General features: G+C 58.7%; 21 protein-coding genes and 3 tRNA genes. 13 read left to right on the forward strand and 11 right to left on the reverse strand.

Annotated elements, in window-relative coordinates:
- Positions 1-37: 37 nt before the first annotated feature.
- Positions 38-460, forward strand: a complete 423-nt coding sequence (locus NQ050_RS07030) for an OsmC family protein (protein WP_257038600.1) — start codon at positions 38-40, stop codon at positions 458-460.
- 10 nt (positions 461-470) lie between these two features.
- Here NQ050_RS07030 and NQ050_RS07035 read toward each other — a convergent pair whose 3' ends face one another.
- The 6 genes from NQ050_RS07035 to gyrA form a co-directional block, all read right to left on the reverse strand.
- Positions 471-1,724 carry an ATP-binding protein gene (locus tag NQ050_RS07035; protein WP_306428541.1) on the reverse strand — a complete coding sequence of 418 codons (1,254 nt, stop codon included), beginning with the start codon at positions 1,722-1,724 and terminating at the stop codon, positions 471-473.
- A gap of 223 nt (positions 1,725-1,947) precedes the next feature.
- Positions 1,948-2,020 (reverse strand) — tRNA-Ala (locus NQ050_RS07040).
- Positions 2,021-2,364: 344 nt separating this feature from the next.
- Positions 2,365-2,437, reverse strand: a tRNA-Ala gene (locus NQ050_RS07045).
- A gap of 8 nt (positions 2,438-2,445) precedes the next feature.
- A tRNA-Ile gene (locus NQ050_RS07050) sits at positions 2,446-2,522 on the reverse strand.
- Between the two features lie 91 nt (positions 2,523-2,613).
- Complete coding sequence (locus NQ050_RS07055; protein ID WP_257038601.1) at positions 2,614-2,958, reverse strand: DUF3566 domain-containing protein; 345 nt, start codon at positions 2,956-2,958, stop codon at positions 2,614-2,616.
- On the reverse strand, positions 2,958-5,519 hold the full coding sequence (gene gyrA, locus NQ050_RS07060; RefSeq protein WP_257038602.1) for a DNA gyrase subunit A: 2,562 nt from the start codon (positions 5,517-5,519) through the stop codon (positions 2,958-2,960). The genes NQ050_RS07055 and gyrA overlap by 1 nt, the downstream gene beginning before the upstream one ends.
- 133 nt (positions 5,520-5,652) lie before the next feature.
- Between gyrA and NQ050_RS07065 the strand changes: the two genes are divergently transcribed.
- The 6 genes from NQ050_RS07065 (at position 5,653) to NQ050_RS07090 (ending at position 8,894) form a co-directional block, all read left to right on the forward strand.
- Positions 5,653-5,853, forward strand: a complete 201-nt coding sequence (locus tag NQ050_RS07065) for a CopG family transcriptional regulator (RefSeq protein WP_257038603.1) — start codon at positions 5,653-5,655, stop codon at positions 5,851-5,853.
- On the forward strand, positions 5,850-6,116 hold the full coding sequence (locus NQ050_RS07070) for a TetR family transcriptional regulator (protein ID WP_257038604.1): 267 nt from the start codon (positions 5,850-5,852) through the stop codon (positions 6,114-6,116). The genes NQ050_RS07065 and NQ050_RS07070 overlap by 4 nt, the downstream gene beginning before the upstream one ends.
- Positions 6,117-6,255: 139 nt before the next feature.
- Positions 6,256-6,675 carry a hypothetical protein gene (locus NQ050_RS07075; RefSeq protein WP_257038605.1) on the forward strand — a complete coding sequence of 140 codons (420 nt, stop codon included), beginning with the start codon at positions 6,256-6,258 and terminating at the stop codon, positions 6,673-6,675.
- 50 nt (positions 6,676-6,725) lie between these two features.
- Positions 6,726-7,163, forward strand: coding sequence for a hypothetical protein (locus NQ050_RS07080; RefSeq protein WP_257038606.1), 438 nt, complete (start codon positions 6,726-6,728; stop codon positions 7,161-7,163).
- A 25-nt stretch (positions 7,164-7,188) separates the two neighbouring features.
- Positions 7,189-7,713, forward strand: a complete 525-nt coding sequence (locus tag NQ050_RS07085; RefSeq protein WP_257038607.1) for a methylated-DNA--[protein]-cysteine S-methyltransferase — start codon at positions 7,189-7,191, stop codon at positions 7,711-7,713.
- Between the two features lie 38 nt (positions 7,714-7,751).
- Positions 7,752-8,894 carry an ROK family protein gene (locus tag NQ050_RS07090; protein ID WP_257038608.1) on the forward strand — a complete coding sequence of 381 codons (1,143 nt, stop codon included), beginning with the start codon at positions 7,752-7,754 and terminating at the stop codon, positions 8,892-8,894.
- Between the two features lie 20 nt (positions 8,895-8,914).
- Here the strand turns inward: NQ050_RS07090 and gyrB are convergent, their stop codons facing one another.
- The 5 genes from gyrB to dnaA all read right to left on the reverse strand — a co-directional run bounded on the left by gyrB (position 8,915) and on the right by dnaA (position 16,306).
- Entirely contained in the window at positions 8,915-10,966 is a 2,052-nt protein-coding gene (gene gyrB, locus NQ050_RS07095) for a DNA topoisomerase (ATP-hydrolyzing) subunit B (protein ID WP_257038609.1), read from the reverse strand.
- Positions 10,967-11,088: 122 nt separating this feature from the next.
- The gene (locus NQ050_RS07100) at positions 11,089-11,649 is read right to left on the reverse strand and encodes a DciA family protein (protein ID WP_257038610.1); all 561 of its coding nucleotides are present in this window, start codon (positions 11,647-11,649) and stop codon (positions 11,089-11,091) included.
- Entirely contained in the window at positions 11,646-12,812 is a 1,167-nt protein-coding gene (recF, locus tag NQ050_RS07105) for a DNA replication/repair protein RecF (RefSeq protein WP_257038611.1), read from the reverse strand. Before recF ends, NQ050_RS07100 begins: the two co-directional genes overlap by 4 nt.
- A gap of 43 nt (positions 12,813-12,855) precedes the next feature.
- Entirely contained in the window at positions 12,856-14,037 is a 1,182-nt protein-coding gene (dnaN, locus tag NQ050_RS07110) for a DNA polymerase III subunit beta (RefSeq protein WP_257038612.1), read from the reverse strand.
- A 709-nt stretch (positions 14,038-14,746) separates the two neighbouring features.
- Entirely contained in the window at positions 14,747-16,306 is a 1,560-nt protein-coding gene (gene dnaA / locus NQ050_RS07115) for a chromosomal replication initiator protein DnaA (protein ID WP_373456416.1), read from the reverse strand.
- Between the two features lie 784 nt (positions 16,307-17,090).
- Between dnaA and rpmH the strand changes: the two genes are divergently transcribed.
- The 6 genes from rpmH (at position 17,091) to NQ050_RS07145 (ending at position 20,561) form a co-directional block, all read left to right on the forward strand.
- On the forward strand, positions 17,091-17,234 hold the full coding sequence (gene rpmH, locus NQ050_RS07120; RefSeq protein ID WP_257038613.1) for a 50S ribosomal protein L34: 144 nt from the start codon (positions 17,091-17,093) through the stop codon (positions 17,232-17,234).
- Positions 17,235-17,264: 30 nt separating this feature from the next.
- Positions 17,265-17,624: a ribonuclease P protein component gene (gene rnpA / locus NQ050_RS07125; RefSeq protein ID WP_257038614.1), complete on the forward strand. Its 360-nt coding sequence runs from the start codon at positions 17,265-17,267 to the stop codon at positions 17,622-17,624.
- A complete protein-coding gene (gene yidD / locus NQ050_RS07130; protein WP_257038615.1) occupies positions 17,624-17,857 on the forward strand; it encodes a membrane protein insertion efficiency factor YidD in 234 nt (77 codons plus the stop codon). Before rnpA ends, yidD begins: the two co-directional genes overlap by 1 nt.
- 5 nt (positions 17,858-17,862) lie before the next feature.
- Positions 17,863-18,813: a membrane protein insertase YidC gene (gene yidC, locus NQ050_RS07135; RefSeq protein ID WP_257038616.1), complete on the forward strand. Its 951-nt coding sequence runs from the start codon at positions 17,863-17,865 to the stop codon at positions 18,811-18,813.
- Between the two features lie 161 nt (positions 18,814-18,974).
- Positions 18,975-19,589, forward strand: coding sequence for a 16S rRNA (guanine(527)-N(7))-methyltransferase RsmG (rsmG, locus tag NQ050_RS07140; RefSeq protein WP_373456418.1), 615 nt, complete (start codon positions 18,975-18,977; stop codon positions 19,587-19,589).
- Positions 19,590-19,637: 48 nt separating this feature from the next.
- The gene (locus NQ050_RS07145) at positions 19,638-20,561 is read left to right on the forward strand and encodes a ParA family protein (RefSeq protein ID WP_257038617.1); all 924 of its coding nucleotides are present in this window, start codon (positions 19,638-19,640) and stop codon (positions 20,559-20,561) included.
- The last annotated feature ends 5 nt before the right edge of the window (positions 20,562-20,566 follow it).

Genomic DNA, 20,566 nt, shown 5'->3' on the forward strand with positions numbered 1-20,566 from the left:
TCACAGCAACATCCCATCAATCGCGCATAATAGGGCCATGACTGAAGTTGAAAAGCAATACGACGTCTCCATGTCCCGCGTCCACTCACGGCATTACCGGGCCTCGAATGCCAGCGGGGCAAGCATTGAATTTGGCCAAGGCGAGGGCCTCATGAGTCCCGTGGAGGTGCTGCTGGCGGCAATCATGGGTTGCTCGGCGATCGACGTAGACGTGGTGACCTCCCGGCGCAGCGAACCCGAGCGCTTCACCGTGCGGGCACAGGGCGACCGCATCAATGAATCCGGCGCCTCACGCCTGGGCGAAATTCGGGTGCATTTTGACGTCTCCTTCCCCGACACCCCGGAAGGCCGCCAAGCCCAAGCCATGATTCCGCGGCTGATCCAACTCTCCAAGGAAGTGGACTGCACCGTCTCCCGCACCGTTGAGCACGCCACGCCGGTGAAGTTCACCCACAGCTAGCTGGCGGCGCTTAGGGTCCGAGTGCCGTGATGGGCACAACGCATACGCCGTCGGGGCGCCGGTAGCTGAAGCGACCCCCGGTGACCACAATGAGCGCTGCCGGCGCACCGTGCCTGTCTTGGTCGATTTTGCTTGCCATCCGCAGAAGCGAATCCGCAGCGGCATCTGCTGCAGACTCGCCCAGCTTGACCTCGATCCCGGCCCATCTACCATCAGGGAGTTCGAGCACCGCATCAATTTCATGACCAGTTTGGGTATCACGCCAAGAGGCCAAAGTAGCACCCAATGGTTGCCCATAGACCCGCAGGTCACGCATAACCAACGACTCAAAATGGAGACCCGCAGCGTTCAGATCTTGCAAGAGCTGATGGGTCCCAACGCCCAAAGCCGCTGTCCCTAGCGAAGGGTCAACAAAGTGGTGAACCGCGGAGGCACGCAACCGAGTCCGAGAACGCATGTGTGGCCGCCATGCTGGTATGGGCTCAATGAGCATGAGGCGCTCCAGAGCATCCATGTAGTTCTTCATGGTCTCCTGCGCGATTGGCCCGTCTGCTCCACCAACATCTTGCGCCAACGAAGATAGATTCAGTGGAGCCGCTACAGACCTTCCCAGGGAGGAGAGCAGTCTCGTGATATTGCCCGGGTTCCGCCTAGGTCCTATCCCTGGTACATCCACTTCTACAACGGTTCGCAAATAGTCGCTGAGCCACAATGCCGCCTCCCTTTCTCCGGCATTGAGCAAGTCGGGCCACCCACCAACCACCAAACGCTCTAGCAATTCGACGATGGTCAAGCCAGAACTTGTGCCTTCTGGATCGCCACCTTCAAGGAGACGTTGAAGACTCACCTCACCCGTAGAGTGCCCAGTCTCAAACAAGGTCATCGGCCTCATTCGCAGTCGGGCGATCCGTCCAGCCCCAGAATGAACCCGCACCTCGTCACGCGGACGCGAGGAGCCGGTAAGGAGATAGAGACCTTTTTCTGTGTGATCATCAACCGCGCGACGAACCAGATTCCACAGGCGCGGAGCCTCCTGCCACTCATCAAAGACGATCGGCGTTGGGGAAGAAAATAACTGTTCAGGAGCAACTTCGAGCGCCGCTCGAGCCGCCTCATCAACGTCCATCCTAAACACCGACCTTGCCACCTGAACCGCAGTTCGCGTTTTGCCGACCGCCTTGGGGCCATCAATAAATACAGCCCCCATTGCTGCCATACACAGGCCTAACTCAGCGTCCACCACTCGAGGTCTGTAATCCGTCATGCCTGAAGTCTACAATCCGTCATTGCTGAAATCTACAATCCGTCATTCTTGAAGTCCGTAATCCGTCATTCCCGAAATTGATAATCCGTCATGCCTGAAGTCTGCAATCCGTCATTTTCCCAGGTCACACCGCAGCCCCCATTCCACCCCTCGACGGACCCTCAAACACAACAAAGACCTTGCAAGGAAGTGATCTTGCAAGGCCTTTGCCTGGGTTGATTTGTGGAGCATAGGAGAATCGAACTCCTGACCTTCTGCTTGCAAAGCAGATGCTCTACCAATTGAGCTAATGCCCCAGTGCCCACATACTTTACCCTAGCTCGTTTGGAGGAAACAAATCCCCCAGTGCTGGCCAGAGCAAGGTGCTTTCGGCCAGCAATTTGGGTCCGCGAGTAGTGGTAGTAAAAAGGTGTGGCCTTATGCCACGAAGCGCAGCACCAGACGCAGGATGCTCAGGATGGAGGAGATGGTGCTCCAGTTGATGCCCAGGCCGGTGATTGCGGAGGAAAGGGAGGTCAGCATAATTGTGCTCCTGAAAATAGGTTGGAAAGTACTTGTTGCATTGAACCACAACTGCACCGGAAAGAACAGGTGGAAAACAGATAAGGCTGGGAAACCCGAAAGTTTCCCAGCCACGCTGTGGAGCATAGGAGAATCGAACTCCTGACCTTCTGCTTGCAAAGCAGATGCTCTACCAATTGAGCTAATGCCCCGTTGTTCCTGGTGGGCCTAGCAAGAATCGAACTTGCGACCTCATCGTTATCAGCGATGCGCTCTAACCGACTGAGCTATAGGCCCTGGGAACGAAATAGAACTTTATCCACTTTAGCGAACAAAAACAAATCGCCAGTTCAGGGCCTAAAAACGCTCCCAGGAACCACTACCGGCTCTAGTCCCGCTCCTCCCGGAGGGTGAGGGTGATGCCGCCGAACAGGTCCACGATGGCGTTGTACACCACCACTGCCAATGGAGTGAGCACGGTGAGGCCGATTGCCAGGATCGCGCCAATGAGGCTTGCGATGCTCAGCACGAGGCCGAAGGTGATGAGCTGTTCACCACCCACGCCACCGATGATCTGATTGACCTGCTCCCAGATTCCCACGGCATCGAGGCCCAAGTACAACAGCGCTACGCACAGCACCCACACCGCCAACCCCACCAGGGAAAGGGCGAGCATGGTGCGAAACGCCGAAAGCGGGGAGATGCGGGTGACGGTTACGGTCCTCGCTGCCATTAGCTCTCCTCACCATCTGGTGCATCAAGCCCAAGCTCGGCCTGCTCCTTCGGGCCGGTCTTTGCGCCGGTTGCCACGGCCTCGGCCTCTTCTTCGCCTTCGCCTTCCACGTTGCGGTCGATCGCCAGAAGCTCCACGCCGTCTGGCAGGTTGACCAGGCGCACGCCCATGGTGGCACGGGAACTTGGTCGGATCTGGTTGACCTCGGTGCGGATCACGCCACCTGCGGAGGTGATTGCAAATATCTCATCATCCTCATCCACCACGATCGCGCCTACAAGCTTGCCGCGCTTCGGGGTGTACTTGAAGGTGACCACACCCACGCCGCCGCGGCCCTGCTGGGAGTATTCCTCCAGGCTGGTGCGCTTGCCATAGCCTCCGGTGGTGGCCACCAGCAGGAAGGCATCGGGACGGACCACGGTCATGGACAACAGCTTGTCTTCGCCACGGAAACGCATGCCCTTCACACCGGCCGTCGAGCGGCCCATTGGACGCAGTTGGTCATCATTGGCGCTGAAGCGGATGGACTGGCCTTCCTCAGAGACCAGCAGGAGGTCATCTTCATCGGAGCACAGGGCTGCGCCAATGAGGGTGTCATCCTCGTTGAGGTTGATTGCAATGAGGCCGCCGGAGCGGTTGGACTCGTAATCGGACAGGCGTGACTTCTTCACACGGCCCTTCTCCGTTGCCAGGACCAAGTATGGGGCGTCCTCGTAAGACTGGATCTGGATAACCTGAGCGATCTTCTCCTCCGGCTGGAACTCCAGCAGGTTTGCCACATGCTGGCCGCGGGCGGTGCGCGATGCCTCCGGCAGCTCGTAGGCCTTGAGGCGGTACACGCGGCCGAAGTTGGTGAAGAACAAGATCCAGTCGTGGGTGGAACTCACGAAGAAGTGACGCACCACGTCCTCTTGCTTCAGCTCGGCACCGCGCACGCCCTTGCCGCCGCGACGCTGGGACTTGTACGCGTCCACCTTGGTGCGCTTCGCGTAGCCGGTGGAGGTGATGGTGACCACCACGTTCTCACGCGCGATGAGGTCTTCTTCGGTGACGTCGCCGGTTGCCGCGGTGATCTGGGAGCGGCGCTCATCGCCGTACTTGTCCACAATCTCCTTGAGTTCATCACGCACGATTGCGCGCTGGCGCTCTGGGCGGGCCAGGATGTCCTTGTATTCCTCGATTTCCAGCTCGATTTCGGCCAGCTCGTCAATGATCTTCTGGCGCTCCAGGGCGGCCAGGCGGCGAAGCTGCATGGCCAGGATGTTGTCTGCTTGGATTTCATCGATGTCCAGCAGTTCAATCAGGCCGGCGCGGGCAACTTCCACCGTTGCGGAAGCGCGGATCAGCGCGATGACTTCATCCAACATATCCAGGGCCTTCACGAGGCCGCGCAGGATGTGGGCGCGCTTTTCCGCCTCGTCCAGGCGGTGCTGGGTGCGGCGGACAATGACGTCAATCTGGTGCGCCACGTAGTAGCGCAGCATCTGGTCAAGGCGCAGGGTGCGCGGCACACCATCCACGATGGAGAGCATGTTCGCGCTGAAGTTGGTTTGAAGCTGGGAGTGCTTATAGAGGTTGTTGAGCACCACGCGGGGCACTGCGTCACGCTTGAGCGTTACCACGATGCGCATACCAACGCGGTCGGAAGACTCGTCGTCAATGCGCGAGATTCCTGCGAGCTTGCCGTCGCGGACCTGCTCAGCGATGTTGTGGATCAGGTTGTCCGGGTTGACCTGGTATGGCAGCTCGGTGATCACGATGGTCTGGCGGCTGCCCTCCTCCTCAATGGAGGTCACACCGCGCATGCGGATGGAGCCACGACCAGTGGTGTAGGCGTCCTTGATGCCCTGGGTGCCCACGATCAGGCCGGCGGTTGGGAAGTCCGGGCCTTTCACAAACTGCATGCAGGCTTCCAGCGCGGAGGCCTCGTCTGCCTCGGGGTTTTCCAGCAGCCAGTAGATGGCTTCCGCCAGCTCGCCGAGGTTGTGCGGTGGAATGTTGGTGGCCATACCCACGGCGATGCCGGAGGAACCATTCATCAGCAGGTTGGGTACGCGGGATGGCAGGATGAGCGGCTCTTGAGTCTTGCCGTCGTAGTTTGGTGCAAAGTCCACGGTGTTTTCGCGGATGTCTCGCACCATCTCCATTGCCAGCGGGGTCATGCGGCACTCGGTGTAACGCATGGCGGCGGGGCCGTCGTTACCGCGGGAGCCAAAGTTACCTTGGCCGTCTACCAGCGGGTAGCGCATGTTCCAGTCCTGAGCCATGCGGACCAGGGTGTCGTAGATAGCGATGTCGCCGTGTGGGTGGAAGTTACCCATGGTGTCTGCAACGGGGCGGGCAGACTTCACATAGCTGCGCTCGGGGCGGTAGCCGTTGTCGAACATCGCATAAAGGATGCGGCGGTGCACTGGCTTGAGGCCGTCGCGGACCTCCGGCAGCGCGCGGCCCACGATCACGCTCATCGCATAGTCGATGTAGCTGGTCTGCATCTCCTCATTGAGGTCGATGGGCTTCACGCGGTCAAACAGGCTCTCTCCGCCTTGATTGTCGTCGCTCACAACTCACCTTTCTGGTGGATTTTTTGCATTCGCTGGCCAATTCTACTGCAGGATTTTGCTCCCCAAACACCTCTGGAGGCCTGTGAGCGCAATTTTTCGCGCAAAACGGTATCAAAGTGGTATCACTGAGGGTATGGCAATGACCCTTCGCCTCTCCCCCGCCCAAGACCGCGCCCTCACCCTGCTCGCCGAGGCCTCCGGCGTGAGCAAGCAGGAAGCGGCCACGCGCGCCATCATCAGTGCTGCTGCAACGCTGCTTGCCGACGCCGAAGTGCGCTCCATTGCAGCAGAGCTTCTTCCGGAGGTGCGCGCCATGCACCATAGGCTTTCATGAGGGGCTTCACGCCAGAGCAGGTGCTCATTTTGGCCGATGAGTTCTGCGCGGAGTTCGGTTGCCAGATCCGCGATTACGCTGCGCTCGTCTCCATCGCGGCAGTGAGCAATCCGAAGCTGCACACGGTTGAGGTGTTCCCCAATCCTTCCGCGGCTGCGTGCTATCTCTCCCGGCACGTGCGCACCATAAGCCCCTTAAGCGGCTTGAATGAGCGCTTCGCTGGGTTCGTCGTGAATGCTTTTACGCAATGGAATTTGCGTTGATACTCACAGACTGGTGTAACATTTGAGGCTGTTGTGACTGCAGTGACTGGTGTTGTTTGCTTGGGACTGCGGCGGAAGAGTGACAACACCGCGAGCCCCCATCCGCTCGCGGCTTTTTCTTTCCACGAAAGGGCACATGATGAGCAGTTTTAGCAAAGCTGAGCGCGAGGCCATGAAGGCACGCGCGGAGGAACTGCGCACCCAAAAAGGCGGCAACAAGCGCGCAAAGAACCTCGAGGCCCTTGAGCAGGCAATTGAGGCGATGCCCGCCGGGGACAAAGAAATCGCGATCGCCCTGCATCAGGTGATGAGCGAGGTAGCGCCACAGCTCTACCCACGCACCTGGTACGGCATGCCCGCCTACGAAAACGAACAAGATGTTGTGGTATTCCTGCAGGTCACAAGCAAGTTCGACACCCGCTACACCACCCTGGGCTTCAACCCTTCCGCAACGCTTGACGACGGCGAAATGTGGCCAACCCACTACGCCATCCCCGCCCTCACCGAAGGCGTGAAAGAGCGGATGAAGCAATTGGTGAAGAAGGCCACCGGGGCATAGCGGCGGCTGCCCAAAAACGAGGGCTTCAGTCTTTCGGCATACTGGAGCGCATGACTTCACTCCAAGACCTTTTGAACACCAAGCGCGAGGTTGTGGTGACAGACCTCGCCGCGCTGATCGACGCGTCCGTTGAATCCTCCTCCGGTATCAGCGGCATGGCCCTCAAGGGTGCGCTGGGCGCTGCCAAGAAGGTCAACGCAGACATCGTGCAAAAAGCCACTAACAAGCTCCTCCCAGAGATTCTGAGCACCCTGGACCCGTATTGGAGCAACTACCAGGCCAACGGCAGCACCGGATTTGGCGCCTACCTGGATGCAAATAGTGAGAACGTGGTGAATGACGTCCTCGCGGTCGTGGATCGCAACGCAGAAAAGGTCAACAACTCCGCGGTACAGAAGGCCTACTCCACGCTGCGCAGCAAGGCCAACAAGCTGGTGGCGCCACACATCTCGGCGCTCGGTGACCTGTTGGAACGCCACGCAGGCTAGCTCAAAAACACGGAGAGGCCGAGCCATGGAACCTTCGCACACAACACACCATGCGGTGATTTCTTCTGAGCTCGGCCCCATCACTTTGATTGTGCGCAATGAAAATCTGGTTGGGGTGTATTTTGCGCAACACAAAAACCGTCCCCTGGCCGAATCCAAGGCCACTCTGGGCTCCCTCATCGAGCCTTCCCAGCACACCACCCTCGCATTAGCCGCTGAGCAACTGACCCAGTACCTTGCCGGTGAGCTGCGGGAATTCTCCCTGCCCATCCACCTTGAGGGCAGCGAGTTTGCCCTCCACACCTGGGCGCTGCTGCAGGACATTCCCTACGGCTCCACCACCACTTACGGCGAGCTGGCGAGCAAGTTGGGAAACAGGCACTTCGCGCAGCGCGTGGGCCAGGTGGTTGGAGCTAACCCACTCAGTATCATCGTCCCCTGCCACCGCGTTGTGGGAGCGGACGGCTCCCTCACGGGGTACGCCGGCGGGCTGGAACGCAAGCGCCACCTGCTGAACTTGGAAGGCGCGCTGCCCGAGGCACTCTTTTAAGCCCAGAAGGCAGAAATAGGGCGCTATACTTTCACCCCATGGCATCACAACAGCAGGTCACAGCGAGATTTGGCCTGCCCACTTCCCCGCTTGCTCGCGTGCTGCACCAAATCCGTACCACCCAATCCGATCGCACCCTGCTCCACACTCAGCTCGGGCTGTCCCAGGCAAGTGCCACCAGATACGTTGCCGCGCTGCTGGATGCGGGACTGGTAGAAGAACAATTCAACACCGCCGACTCCACCAAGGCCGGCCGCCCACGCATCACACTGCGCGTTGACGGCAGCCACCTTTTGGTGTGGGGCGCGCACGTTGGTGTGTCCAGCGCGGAAATCGTGATCTGCGACGTCTCCGGCCGCATCATCCGCCAGCGCCGCCTGCCACTCGCCGCCAAACACCTCCATCCCAAAGAACACCTTTTCGCACTGGCCACCGCACTCCAGGCGCTCGCCGTGGGCCTCCCGGAACCTGTGGACGTCGGCATTGCATTTTCTTCCCATGTGGATCGGCAGGGATGTATCGATTCTTCGGAGTATGGCTGGAAGGGTGCCGACGTTGCCACGTTGCTCCATGAGGCGTTTGGTAGGCGCGTCACGGTAGCCACGGGTGTGCTCGCGATGGCCGGCGCCGAGATCGCCGCAACCCCGATTGCTGGCGAGCATTGGCCCTCTACGCTGTACTTTTACGCCCGCGAAGTGGTAAGCCACGCGTGGATTTTTAATGGCATTGTGCATTACCCACATACTGGGCGTAAGCCAAGTGCGCTGCGGCCAGGACCTGGCCCTCATGGATTGGCCCCACTGAGTGTCAAGCCGATTTTGGGCAGAGCCGCGGAATTGGGATTTGAGGTAAAAACCTTTGCTGAACTGGTGGAAGCGGCCAAGAATTCAGAACAATTGCGCACAATGTTTCACGAGCGGGCGGAAGCGATGGGCCAGGCAATCGCCGCTGCGGTGGATTTTGTGGACCCGGAGGTTGTGGTCTGCGCCGGCGAGGCCTTCACCCTAGACTCGCAAACGCTAGAGACCACCAAATCGATTCTGCAGGCGGACCACCACAGTGCCGCCCACCTGCAGATTCAGCAGGCGGAGCGCAACATTGTGCAGCGCGCCGCCATGCAGGTGGCGCTCAACGGGTTCCAGCACGATCCGCTGGCATATGCCAACGAGACAGCACCGTAAGCGGCACCTTCAACGTCGCCTTAAACGTCGAGGAAGCGAACGTCCTTGGCGCGGCGGGTGATGAAGCTGCGGCGCGCGGAGACGTCGTCACCCATGAGGATGGAGAACAGCTCGTCGGCACGTTGTGCGTCTTCGATGTCCACGCGGCGCAGGATACGCACGCTTGGATCGAGGGTGGTTTCCCACAGCTCGGAGGCGTTCATCTCACCCAGGCCCTTGTAGCGCTGGATGCCGTCATCCTTGTTGATCTTGCGGCCGGCGGCCAGACCCTCGGCGAGCTGCTGGTCGCGTTCCGCGTCGGAGTATGCAAAGCCCGGCTCACCCTTGGCCCACTTGAGCTTGTAGAGCGGTGGTTGTGCCAGGTAGACGTGGCCTTCCTCAATGAGTTGCGGCATGAAGCGGAACAGCAAGGTGAGCAGCAGCGTTGCGATGTGCTGGCCGTCCACGTCGGCATCCGCCATGAGCACGATCTTGTGGTAGCGCAGCTTCTTGATGTCGAATTCTTCGTGGATACCGGTGCCCAGCGCCGTGATGATGGCCTGGACCTCGTTGTTCTTCAACACCTTGTCCAGGCGCGCCTTCTCCACGTTCAGGATCTTGCCGCGCAGCGGAAGAATTGCCTGGTAGAGGGAGTCGCGGCCGCCCTTTGCGGAACCACCTGCGGAGTCACCCTCCACGATGTAGAGCTCGGACTTCACCGGGTCCTTGGAGCGGCAGTCGGCCAGCTTACCGGGCAGGCCGCCTAGGTCATTGGCACTCTTTCGGCGCACCAGGTCACGGGCCTTGCGGGCAGCAACGCGGGCGTGCGCGGAGGAAACGGCCTTGGAGATGATCGTCTTTGCTTCCGCAGGGTTGGCATCCAACCAGTCAGACACATGCTCGTTGACCATGCGCTGCACAAAGCCCTTGACCTCGGTATTGCCCAGCTTGGTCTTGGTCTGGCCCTCAAACTGAGGGTCGCCAACGCGCACGGAAATCACCGCGGCAAGGCCTTCACGGCAATCATCACCGGTGAGGTTTGCGTCTTTGTCCTTAAGCAGCTTGTGCTCGCGGGCGTAGCGGTTCATCAGGGAGGTCAGCGCCGCGCGGAAACCTTCCTCGTGGGTGCCACCCTCAAAGGTGTTAATGGTGTTGGCAAAAGTATGCACGCTTTGGGAATAGCCACCATTCCACTGCATTGCCACCTCAACCTCGTGGTCCTCACCCTTGGCATCGAAAGAGATGATGGAGGGGTGGATCACCTGCTTGGACTTGTTCAGGTGCGCAACGTAGTCCTCAAGGCCATTGGGGTAGTAGAAGGTCTTTTTCTTTTCCTTCTTCTTGCCGGTTCCTGCCTGTTCAGCGGCATCCACCTCTGGAGCATCGCTATCAAGGGACTCCAACGAAATGCCCTCGGCGGTGTCTCCCTCTTCCGCGATCGCCTCGAGCTCGATCTCTTCCTCGGTTGCCCGTAGGTCCTTGAGGGTTATGGTGAGGCCCTTGTTCAGGAACGCCATTTCCTGGAGGCGGCGAGCGATCGTATCAAAGTCAAAGGTGGTGGTTTCAAAAATTTCCGCGTCCGGCCAGAAGCGGATGGTGGTGCCGGTGCCGCGGGCATTGCCGCCTTCTTCCAGCGGGAATGGCACGGCGTTGTCAAAGTTTTGGTACCAGTGCTTGCCGTCGCGCTTGATGTCCGCCTCTACGCGGGTGGAGAGGGCGTTCACCACGGAAATACCCACGCCGTGGAGACCACCGGAAACAGCGTAGGAATCGGAATCGAACTTACCGCCGGCGTGGAGCTGGGTCATGACCACCTGGACGGTTGGGGCGCCCGAGGGGTGCATCTCCACCGGAATGCCACGGCCGTTGTCAATCACTTCAATACCGCCATCGGCAAGAATGGTGACATCAACGCGGTCAGCGTAGCCAGCCATTGCCTCATCTACGGAGTTGTCCACAACCTCCCACACCAGGTGGTGAAGGCCGCGCTCACCGGTTGAGCCAATGTACATGCCGGGGCGCTTCCGCACAGCTTCAAGGCCCTCGAGGATGGTGATGGATGAGGCGCCGTATTCGTGTTCAGCATTAGCCACGAGGCTTGGACTCCTTGCGTATTTTTCTACAGACTCACCCATTCTACACTGCCTACTCCCCTACTGCTAAGGCAGTTCGTGCGCGTGGGAGGGCAATGAGGCACCGATTTGGGCAATCGGGTTTATCCGTAGGTGTCTCGTGGACCCCGACCCTTCACATGCAAAGGCCCGTGCCGCCAACTCGGAGTCTTTGGCCCAAAAATCTTCAGCTCGGTGATGATCCCCTGCCCCACTTGCCGCGCGATCGCCGCCAAAATGTTGCGCTGCATCATGCGCAAGTTCGTGGCCCAGGCGGTGGAATCACAGGAAATAAACAGTGCCTCCCCTTTGAACATTTCCACCTTGGTGTGCGCAGCCACCTGCGCCCCCACGAGTTCCTCCCAGTTGTTCTGGACCCATCCACCTGCGATTTCTCTGCCCCACCCACGCCGTGAAATCTCGCGTTGGAGCACTGCATTCACGGACTCCAAGTTGTCTTTTTTGGGCAGGCGGCGCCCATCAGGGCCGGTAGGAATGCCTTTCCGACGCCCACCGGACGCCTTGCTCCCGGCGTCTGCTGGGGAGTTCAGGTTGCTTTCCTGCTTGCTCGCCGCGCGTGTGATCTGCTGGGACTTTGGCGCGAGGCCGCGTCGGGAAGCCTCTTTTTGGATGGTGTGAAAGGCATCTGAGACGAGGTCGCTCATGGAAGTTCCTCCAGCAGTGAGATACGGCCGGTTTCTTGTTGTTCCACGCTCACCTGGAACTTCTTGCCCACGGTGGATTGGAGGTTTTCGGGGAGGTCGCTATCCACGGCCGCAGTGATAAGCACCTGCTGCGCATCTTTGGCAACGGCCACGAGCTTTTCGCGGCGCTTGGCGTCCAGTTCGGCGAATACGTCATCCAAGATAAGCACCGGGTCTGTGCCCATTTGGCGCAGGAGTTGGAAGGAGGCAAGGCGCAGTGCCAGGGCCATCGACCACGTCTCGCCGTGGGAAGCAAAGCCCTTCGCCGGGTAGCTGCCCAGGAGAACGTCCAGGTCATCGCGGTGTGGGCCGATCAGACTCAGCCCACGCTCAATCTCCTTGGAACGCACGGCGCCCAGGTTTGCAAGCATCGCTGCCTCCAGTAGTTCCGCGGTGGTGGACTCGTGCGTGTCTACAGTGGAGTTATAGGCAATCGAGGCAGGCCTAGACTCCGGGGCGATCTGCGCGTAGGCCTCATGGACCAAGGGATTGAGCTGCTCGCACAACTCGAGGCGCCCGGCCAACAACTGCCCACCAAAATGTGCAAGTTGACCGTCCCACACGTCGAGCGTTGCCAGCGCGCCATCATCATGGCCGTAGCCACGGCGCAGGGAGGAACTTGCCGTTTTCAGCAAAGAATTGCGCTGACGCAGCACCTTTTCATAGTCCGCCTTCACCCCTGCGTAGCGCGGTTTTTGGGCAATGAGCAGGTCATCTATGTAGCGGCGGCGCTCCGCTGGCTCCCCGCGAACCAATGCCAGGTCCTCGGGGGAAAACAACACGGTGCGCACCACGCCGAGCAACTCGCGCGGGCTTTTCAACCTCGTCCGGTTGATCTGCGCCAGGTTGGAGCCCTGCGGCTTGATCAGCAGATGCGTGGTGAGTTCGCGCCCCTCATTTACCGCGGTCACGGATACCCTGGCCGCCTCCGCACCCATCCTCACCAGCGGGGCATCCTGGGACACCCTGTGTGATCCGAGGTGGGCGGTATATCCAATCGCCTCAATAATGTTGGTTTTTCCATAACCGTTGCGCCCCACAAACACGGTAACGCCAGGTTCCAACGCGATGGTGCACTCCGGCCAAGATCGAAAATCACGCAATTGGAGCTGCCGAATAAACATAAGGCAGTCACCCCTTTTGCATGATTTGTGAATGAAGCAAGTATTAGCCAGGCAGGCGCACGGACATCAGCAGGTAGGAGTAATCCGTCTCCGGCGCTGGGAACGTGCCATCCTCCAAGGCCTGCGGCAATTCCTCCGGCTCTGGGATGAGGATCGCTGGGCGGGAGGACTCGGTGAAGCCAAAGACCACGCGGTCCGTTGGAATAACGCTCAAGCCATCGCGCAGGTAGGAAGGGTTGAACGCGATGATGAAATCATCCTGGCCGGTGTACGCACAAGGAACGTACTCTTCAGCGTGACCAGCATCCTGGCCAGTGGCGGAAAGGATGAGCTCTCCGGCGTTGAATTGCATGCGGATGTGGGAATTGCGCCCTGCAACCAAGGAGACGCGCCGGATAGCATCCACCAAAGCTGAAATTTCCACGGTTGCCATGGAGGTGTGGTGCTTAGGGAACAGCGGAGCGACGTTGGGGAAATCTGCATCCAGCATGCGAGCAGTGGTCTGGCGCGCATCCACATGGAGGCCAAACAAGCCCTCGCTGCCAATGGAATCACCGCTGCCCACCGCAATTTCCACGGGCTCAGAGGAGTTCAGGCTGCGTGCGCTTTCCGCCAGATTCTTCGCTGGGACCAGCAGGTTTGCCTTGGCGTCTGGGACCGCAGGCACCCACTGGAACTTGCGCGTTGCCAAACGGAAACGGTCCGTGGCGGTAAGCGTCACTTGCTCACCATCAATTTCGATGTGAATGCCGGTGAGCATCTGCAGGGTGTCATCGCGGCCAGCCGCAACGGCCACCTGGCTGACGGCTGCGTTGAACAAACTGGGGTCCACGGCGCCAGTCACCGCAGGCAGCTTAGGCAGCGGTGGGTAGTCATCCAGTGGAATTACAGGAAGTTCAAAGCGAGCAGAGCCACACACCAGCAGCAGAGTTTGGCCGTTCACGGAAAACTCCACCGGCTTGGAAGGCAGCACTGCAACGATTTCCGCAAGCAACTTACCGCCCACGGCCACCTGGCCAGCTTCTTTCACCTCGGCGGGAATTGTGACTTTGGTGGAAACTTCGTAGTCAAAACCCGCGAGCTCAAGGCCGTCAAAGGTAGCGGTGATCAACATTCCTCGAAGTACCGGTTGCGTGGGGTTGGTAGGCAGGCTGCGGGCAACCCAAGCCACGGCAGACGCAAGCTCATCTTTTTCCACGCGGAATGACAGTTCTTGGTGTTCCATGCTTGCCTTCGTACTCCTTTTGCCTTCCAGTTTTTGTGATTCATGCAGGTAGATGCCGGTGTTCCGGCGATTGGACGTTGGTTTTCAGCCAGATGCCCCAAAAGCTGTAATCACAAAAAGTTCACTGCCTAACGTACCTGTATTTTGCCGGCAAAGAAACTTGGAATGGCACCTTTCTCCCAGTCTCCCGGTCGCCCAGCTTTCGTTGCCGCGGTTCAGGGTGAGTCGTTCGACCGCACGCGGCGCAGGTTTTCCCCAAGGCCCATTTCTCCCTTTTAGTTTTAAGAGAAATAGTTGGTAACTACAGTAAGTCCTGTGAATTTGTGTAATTCACCGAAAATCCGCTCGTGGCGCCCCATTTTCACGCTGTGCATAGCAGTGTTGGTTGTCTGTGGATAACCCTGCCACATTGTGGAGAACGCAGCGGGCCGCTTTTTTGTACACATTGCTTCCACAAAATTCCGCGTTGCTGTGCACAGGTTGAGTGCGGTTTTGCACAGGGCTGGTGATGCGGCGCGGCGCGGCAGTTGTGCTCCTAGGGGCGAGCCAACTGTGTGGCAATTCACCAAATAACAATTGTGTAATTACAGCCTTGTGGATAACCCTGTGAGCAACTAGTAAAACCCCAGTTCAGGTTGTGAAAAACGCTGAAAGCTGGGGTTTTGGATGCGGATTGGGGTGGAGAGGGGTGGCGTCGGAAATGCCCCTCCTAGCGGACGTTCGCAGACTTGATGCGCTGCGTGATCTGCTGGATCTCGTTGTAGGTGTCGCGGCGCTCCTTGATCTCCGTGCGGATCTTGCGGTCGGAGTAAATGACGGTGGTGTGGTCCTTGTCAAAGTATTCACCGATACGCGGCAAGGAGAAGTCCGTGAGTTCGCGGCAGAGGTACATGGCGAGCTGCCGGGCGTGGGCAATCGCTCGCTTCTTGGAAGTTCCCTTGAGATCCGCGAGCGTGACCTTGAAGTATTCCGCGGTCACCTCCATGATCGACTCCACCGTCACCGCCACCGCCGCCTGCTCCGGCATCATGTCCCGCAGCGCAACCTGGGCATTTTCCAAGTTAATCGGCTGCTTGTTCAGGGAGGCATAGGCGGAGACGCGGATGAACGCACCCTCGAGCTCGCGGATGGAAGTGTTGAAGCGCGACGCGATGAGTTCCATCACCTCGCGGTCCGGCTGCAGACCTTCTGCCTGGGCCTTCTTGCTCAAAATCGCGATGCGCGTCTCCAGGTCCGGCGGGTAAATATCCGCGATCAGACCCGACTGGAAGCGGGTGCGCAGGCGGTCCTCCAGCGTGGTGAGCTGCTTCGGCGGGCGGTCAGAGGAGAGCACAATTTGCTTGTTGGCCTGCTGCAACGCGTTGAACGTGTGGAAGAACTCCTCCTGGGTACCCTCTTTGCCTTGGAGGAACTGGATGTCATCAACCATGAGGATGTCTAGGTCGCGGTAGCGGCGCTTGAAGGATTCCTGGCGATCATCGCGCACGGAATTGATGTAGTCGTTCGTAAATTCCTCACTGGAGACGTACTTAATCCGCAAACTTGGATCCAACTGCTGAGCATAGTTTCCAATTGCGTGCATAAGGTGCGTCTTGCCAAGGCCCGAATCACCCCAAATGAACAACGGGTTGTAGGATCGCGCAGGCTTCTCAGCAACGGCAATAGCTGCGGAAAACGGCAACTTGTTGCTATCTGAAACCACGTAATTATCAAACGTGTACGCGGGGTTCAGCAGCATAACCCTATTGGGATTATGCGCTGGCATCTCCCTGCGGTACCCGCCCACCGGCTGGTCATTCGCATGATCCACACGCCAGCGCTGCTCCCAGGAGTTCTCCGATGCCGGTGCTGGAGTTGGTGCTGGTGCCGGGGCTTGTGCTGGTGGTTCTGGATCTGGGTCCTGTTCCGGCTGGGGTTGGTGCTGGGGTTCGAAGGCCGGTGCCGGTGCTGGTGCAGGTTCCGGTGTTGGAGTTGGAATTGACGACGGTTCCGTGTGTGTTGTGCTCGTGGTGGTAATAGAAACCGCAACACTCATGGGCTTTCCGAGCACGTTGCTCAGTGCCTGGCGGATCGGTTCGCCAAGGTCATGCTCGATTAAGTCTTTGGTGCGCGCGTTGGGCACGGAAATGACAGCGATTCCCTCCAACAGTGCCGCTGGGGTGGCGAGTTGGAGATATGCGCGCTGTTGCGCGGAGACCTGTGGCAACTGCTCAATGACCTCGTGCCAAATTTGGTTGAGGTGCTGCGGGGCCAGCGAGGGGTCGGTCACGGTTCTCATCCTTGAGTTGACGAATTAGTTGGTGCGAAGGTGCTTTTAAGAACTTTTTCACAATTCAAAAACTCACCTGACCATGTATTCCACAATGTTTTCCACAGGTGTGGAAAACGCATTTCACAACGGCTGTGGAAAAAGTTATTCACAAGTATTCCACAACCCTGTGGAAAACTACTAACCGTTCGTGAAGGCTTTGACCTGCGTATTTGCACACAAATTGTCAAAGTCTCAACTGACACTTGAGAGTTTTCCACAGTTTGCGTATCCCACAGGCTGTGAAAAATGCTTCTGTAAATCAGTGATACACGGCTTCTTTCCCCAGTGTCCACCTGCTAACGGCACGCCAATCGGTGCGCGTGCGTGTCGCGGCACGTTCTTGGCTGATTCTCAGATCCGCAGCGGGATCTTGTGGGATGGCGAGGGAGCCGGAGCAGATGGCATCAACGCTAGTGAATTGCAAAAAATTCACCGCCACCCCGTTGCAGCCCGGCAAAAGACACTGATGAAATTACATTTTTGTGATTTCAGGGGTAGCGGCGGGGGATGCACTTTGGAGCGCGTGTCGATTTTGTGTGCAGGCGAAAACTCGCGTAGGCTGTTGGAGTCTGTTACTGCACCCCATAACCATATGGCGTGCGGCATGCGTTGCTCGCTGCCCCTGCGATGGCCTAATTGCGCCGCCGCAATGGATTTTTGAGCTCGCAACAATATCCAACTTTGGGTGATCCACCGCTATCGGTGCGATCACCCGCATTACATCACTATAGGAGTGTTTACCGTGGCAAAGGGTAAGCGGACGTTCCAGCCGAACAACCGTCGTCGCGCAAAGAAGCACGGCTTCCGCATTCGTATGCGCACCCGTGCTGGTCGCGCAATTGTAGCTGCACGTCGTCGTAAGGGCCGTGCAAGCCTGACCGCGTAAATTTTTTACGCTTCAAGCACATCCACGACGGTGCTTCCTCCCCAACACAAGCTCACCAATTCCGAGGCGTTCAAAGCAGCAATTCGGAAAGGTAAGCACGCGGGGCGGAGCACCGTCGTTGTGCATATTCGGCTGGTAGAACACCAAATCGCCATCACCGGCGGCCCCAAAATGGGCCTCGTTGTCTCCAAAGCCATCGGTAACGCCGTCACCAGGCATCGGGTATCACGGCAACTGCGCCACGCATTCATGCGCCACTGCCACCTGCTGCCCCGCAACGCGGAAGTAGTACTTCGAGCCCTGCCGCCTATCGACGTCGCCACGGCACAGCAGGTGGATCAGGATGTCCTGGCGGGTATCGAAAAAGCGCTGCGAAAGGCAGGGCTGTGATGAAACGGCTGCTCATCGGCGCGGTTCGGTTTTACCAAAACTATATTTCCCCCCTTAAGATGGGGTCTACCTGCCGTTTCGAACCAACCTGTAGTGCATACGCCATTCAAGCGCTTTCTGAGCGCGGCGCACTGGTGGGCAGCGTGCTCACGCTGGTTCGGCTAAGCAAGTGCGGTCCCTGGCACCCCGGAGGCTTTGATCCGGTGATGCCAAAACAATCAAAGGAGCAATAGAAGACGTGCTGGACTTCGTTTACTACACCATTGCCGGCATCTTGTGGTTCTGGCATAAAGCAGTGAGCTTTGTGATGTCACCAGACTCCGGATGGTCCTGGGTGCTCGCCATTGTGCTGCTCACCTTCACCATCCGCCTTGTACTGGTGCGCCCAATGCTCAACCAGATGCGCTCTATGCGCAAGATGCAGGAACTGCAGCCGCAAATGCAGGAGATTCGCAAAAAGTACGCGAATGACCAGCAGAAGATGATGCAGGAAACTCGCAAGCTGCAGCAGGAATCCGGCGTAAACCCACTGCGTGGCTGCCTGCCAGTACTTGTGCAGATGCCAGTGTTCATTGGCCTGTTCCACGTGTTGCGCTCCTTTAACCGTACCGGTACCGGCACCGGCCAGCTCGGCCTCGATCCAGAGCTCAACCGCCAACTGCCCAACTACGTGTTTTCTGCTGACGACGTCCAATCTTTCCTGGACGCTCGCCTGTTTGGAGTTCCCCTCTCCGCATACATCTCCATGCCGCAGGACATGTATGACGCCTTCTCCCCAGTGGACTTCACGCGCTTTGACATCGCCCTGGTGGCCGCACCGCTGATTCTCATCATCGTGGTGGCAACCCACCTCAACGCCCGTATGTCCGTGACCCGCCAGAAGCGTCGCCTGGAGTCCGGCCTGCAGAAGCGCCCAGACAATGACCAAATGGCTATGCAGATGGACATGATGAACCGCATGATGATGTGGTTCCTGCCGCTGACGATCCTGTTCACCGGCGTGCTGTGGCACCTGGGCCTGCTGTTCTACATGGTGGCAAACAACATCTGGACCTTCTTCCAGCAGCGCTGGATTTTCTCCAAGATTGACGCCGAAGAGGCAGAGGAGATCGCGGCCAAGAAGGAAGCCAAGCGCGCAAGCGCCCCACGTCCTGGCCAGCGCCCAAACAATCCAAAGAAGCGCCGCTAATTCACCCCGCACAAGGCCCGCTCAGGCGGGCTTTTTTGCTGCTTGGATGCCGTGTCCGGGCCCCGTGCTACCGTAAGCAACGAATGAAAAAAGGAAGGTTTCACGTGAAACATTCAAAAAATGAGGCTCCCACCATGCCCGCTACCTCACAGTCTGAGGGCATGCCAGCGGTAGCTGCGGAGATTTTTGGTGAGCGCCTACCCCTGGCTCAGGCCTATCACGAGCTCTTGGCCACCGACGGCTCAACCCGTGGCTTCATCGGCCCTCGGGAAGTCCCACGGTTGTGGGAACGGCACCTGCTGAACTGCGCCGTGATCGGTGAGGCCATGGAGGAGTTTTCCACTGTGGCGGACATTGGTTCCGGCGCGGGTCTGCCGGGCATCCCCCTTGCCATCGCGCGCCCGGACCTCAGTATTACGCTCATTGAGCCTCTGCTGAAGCGCTCGGTGTTCCTGGGAGAAGTCAAGGAAAAGCTTGAACTGAGTAATGTCACCGTGATCCGTGGTCGGGCTGAAGAAGTCAGAGGCCAAATGGACCCAGTAGAGGTGGTAACCTCCCGCGCGGTTGCCCCTTTGGGCAAGCTGGCCAAGTGGTCCTTACCCTTAGTAGCTCCCGGTGGCAGGATGATTGCGATGAAGGGCGCCAGTGTGGAAGAAGAGCTCACCAGGGATGCCCAAGAGATTAAAAAGGCTGGTGGCACGGACGCGAAAATCTATACCGTCGGCGCGCTGCTGGAGCAGCCAACCACTGTGATTTCCATCAGGAAGCGCCGTTGAGAGCGTGTACTAGAGTAGATACGAACTCTCCACATAAAGAAGGGACGCATGGACGAGCACAACTGGGATGACACCCCGATTGCCGCAGCGGCACGCCGCGCGGCGCAGGTTCTCACACCCAACGCACTGTCACTACCGCGCCCTGAATCACCGCGCAGGCTCACCGTGGCAAACCAAAAAGGCGGCGTGGGGAAAACCACGAGCTCGGTGAACCTCGCTGCAGGTCTGGCGATCGGCGGGCTCAAGGTGCTCGTGGTGGACCTCGACCCCCAGGGCAACGCCTCCACCGCGCTCGGCGTGGATCACCGCGCAGGCACGCTTTCCAGTTATGAGGTCCTGATCGGTGAATGCCAACCCGCAGAGGCCATGGCCCAATCCACCGCCAGCGAAAACCTCTACTGCATCCCCGCCACTATTGACCTCGCGGGCGCAGAGATCGAGCTTGTTTCCATGGTTCGCCGCGAATACCGCTTGGCCGATGCCCTGGATGAGTTCGTCCGCGAACAGGGTTTTGACTACGTGTTTATTGACTGCCCCCCTTCCCTTGGGTTGCTCACCATCAACGCGATGAATGCCGTTGACGAGGTCTTGATCCCTATCCAGTGCGAATACTATGCGCTAGAGGGTGTGGGTCAGTTGCTTAACAACATTACGATGATCCGCCAGCACCTCAACCCCAACCTGCACATCTCCGCAATTCTGCTTACGATGTATGACGCCCGCACCAAACTGGCGGAGCAGGTAAGTGAAGAGGTCCGCGGCCACTTTGGTGACGTCGTATTGCGCACCAAAATCCCGCGCAGCGTGAAAGTTTCGGAAGCCCCTGGCTACGGGCAGACCGTGTTGCAGTACGACCCCGGCTCGCGGGGTGCACTCGCGTACCTCGACGCGGCAAAGGAGCTCGCCACCCGCGGGGACTACCTCCCCACTGAGGACAGCGCCCCCATCGGGCAAGCCCCCACCAAGCAATAATCTGG

Source organism: Corynebacterium sp. 122RC1 (assembly GCF_024580955.1).
GTDB lineage: Bacteria > Actinomycetota > Actinomycetes > Mycobacteriales > Mycobacteriaceae > Corynebacterium > Corynebacterium kozikiae.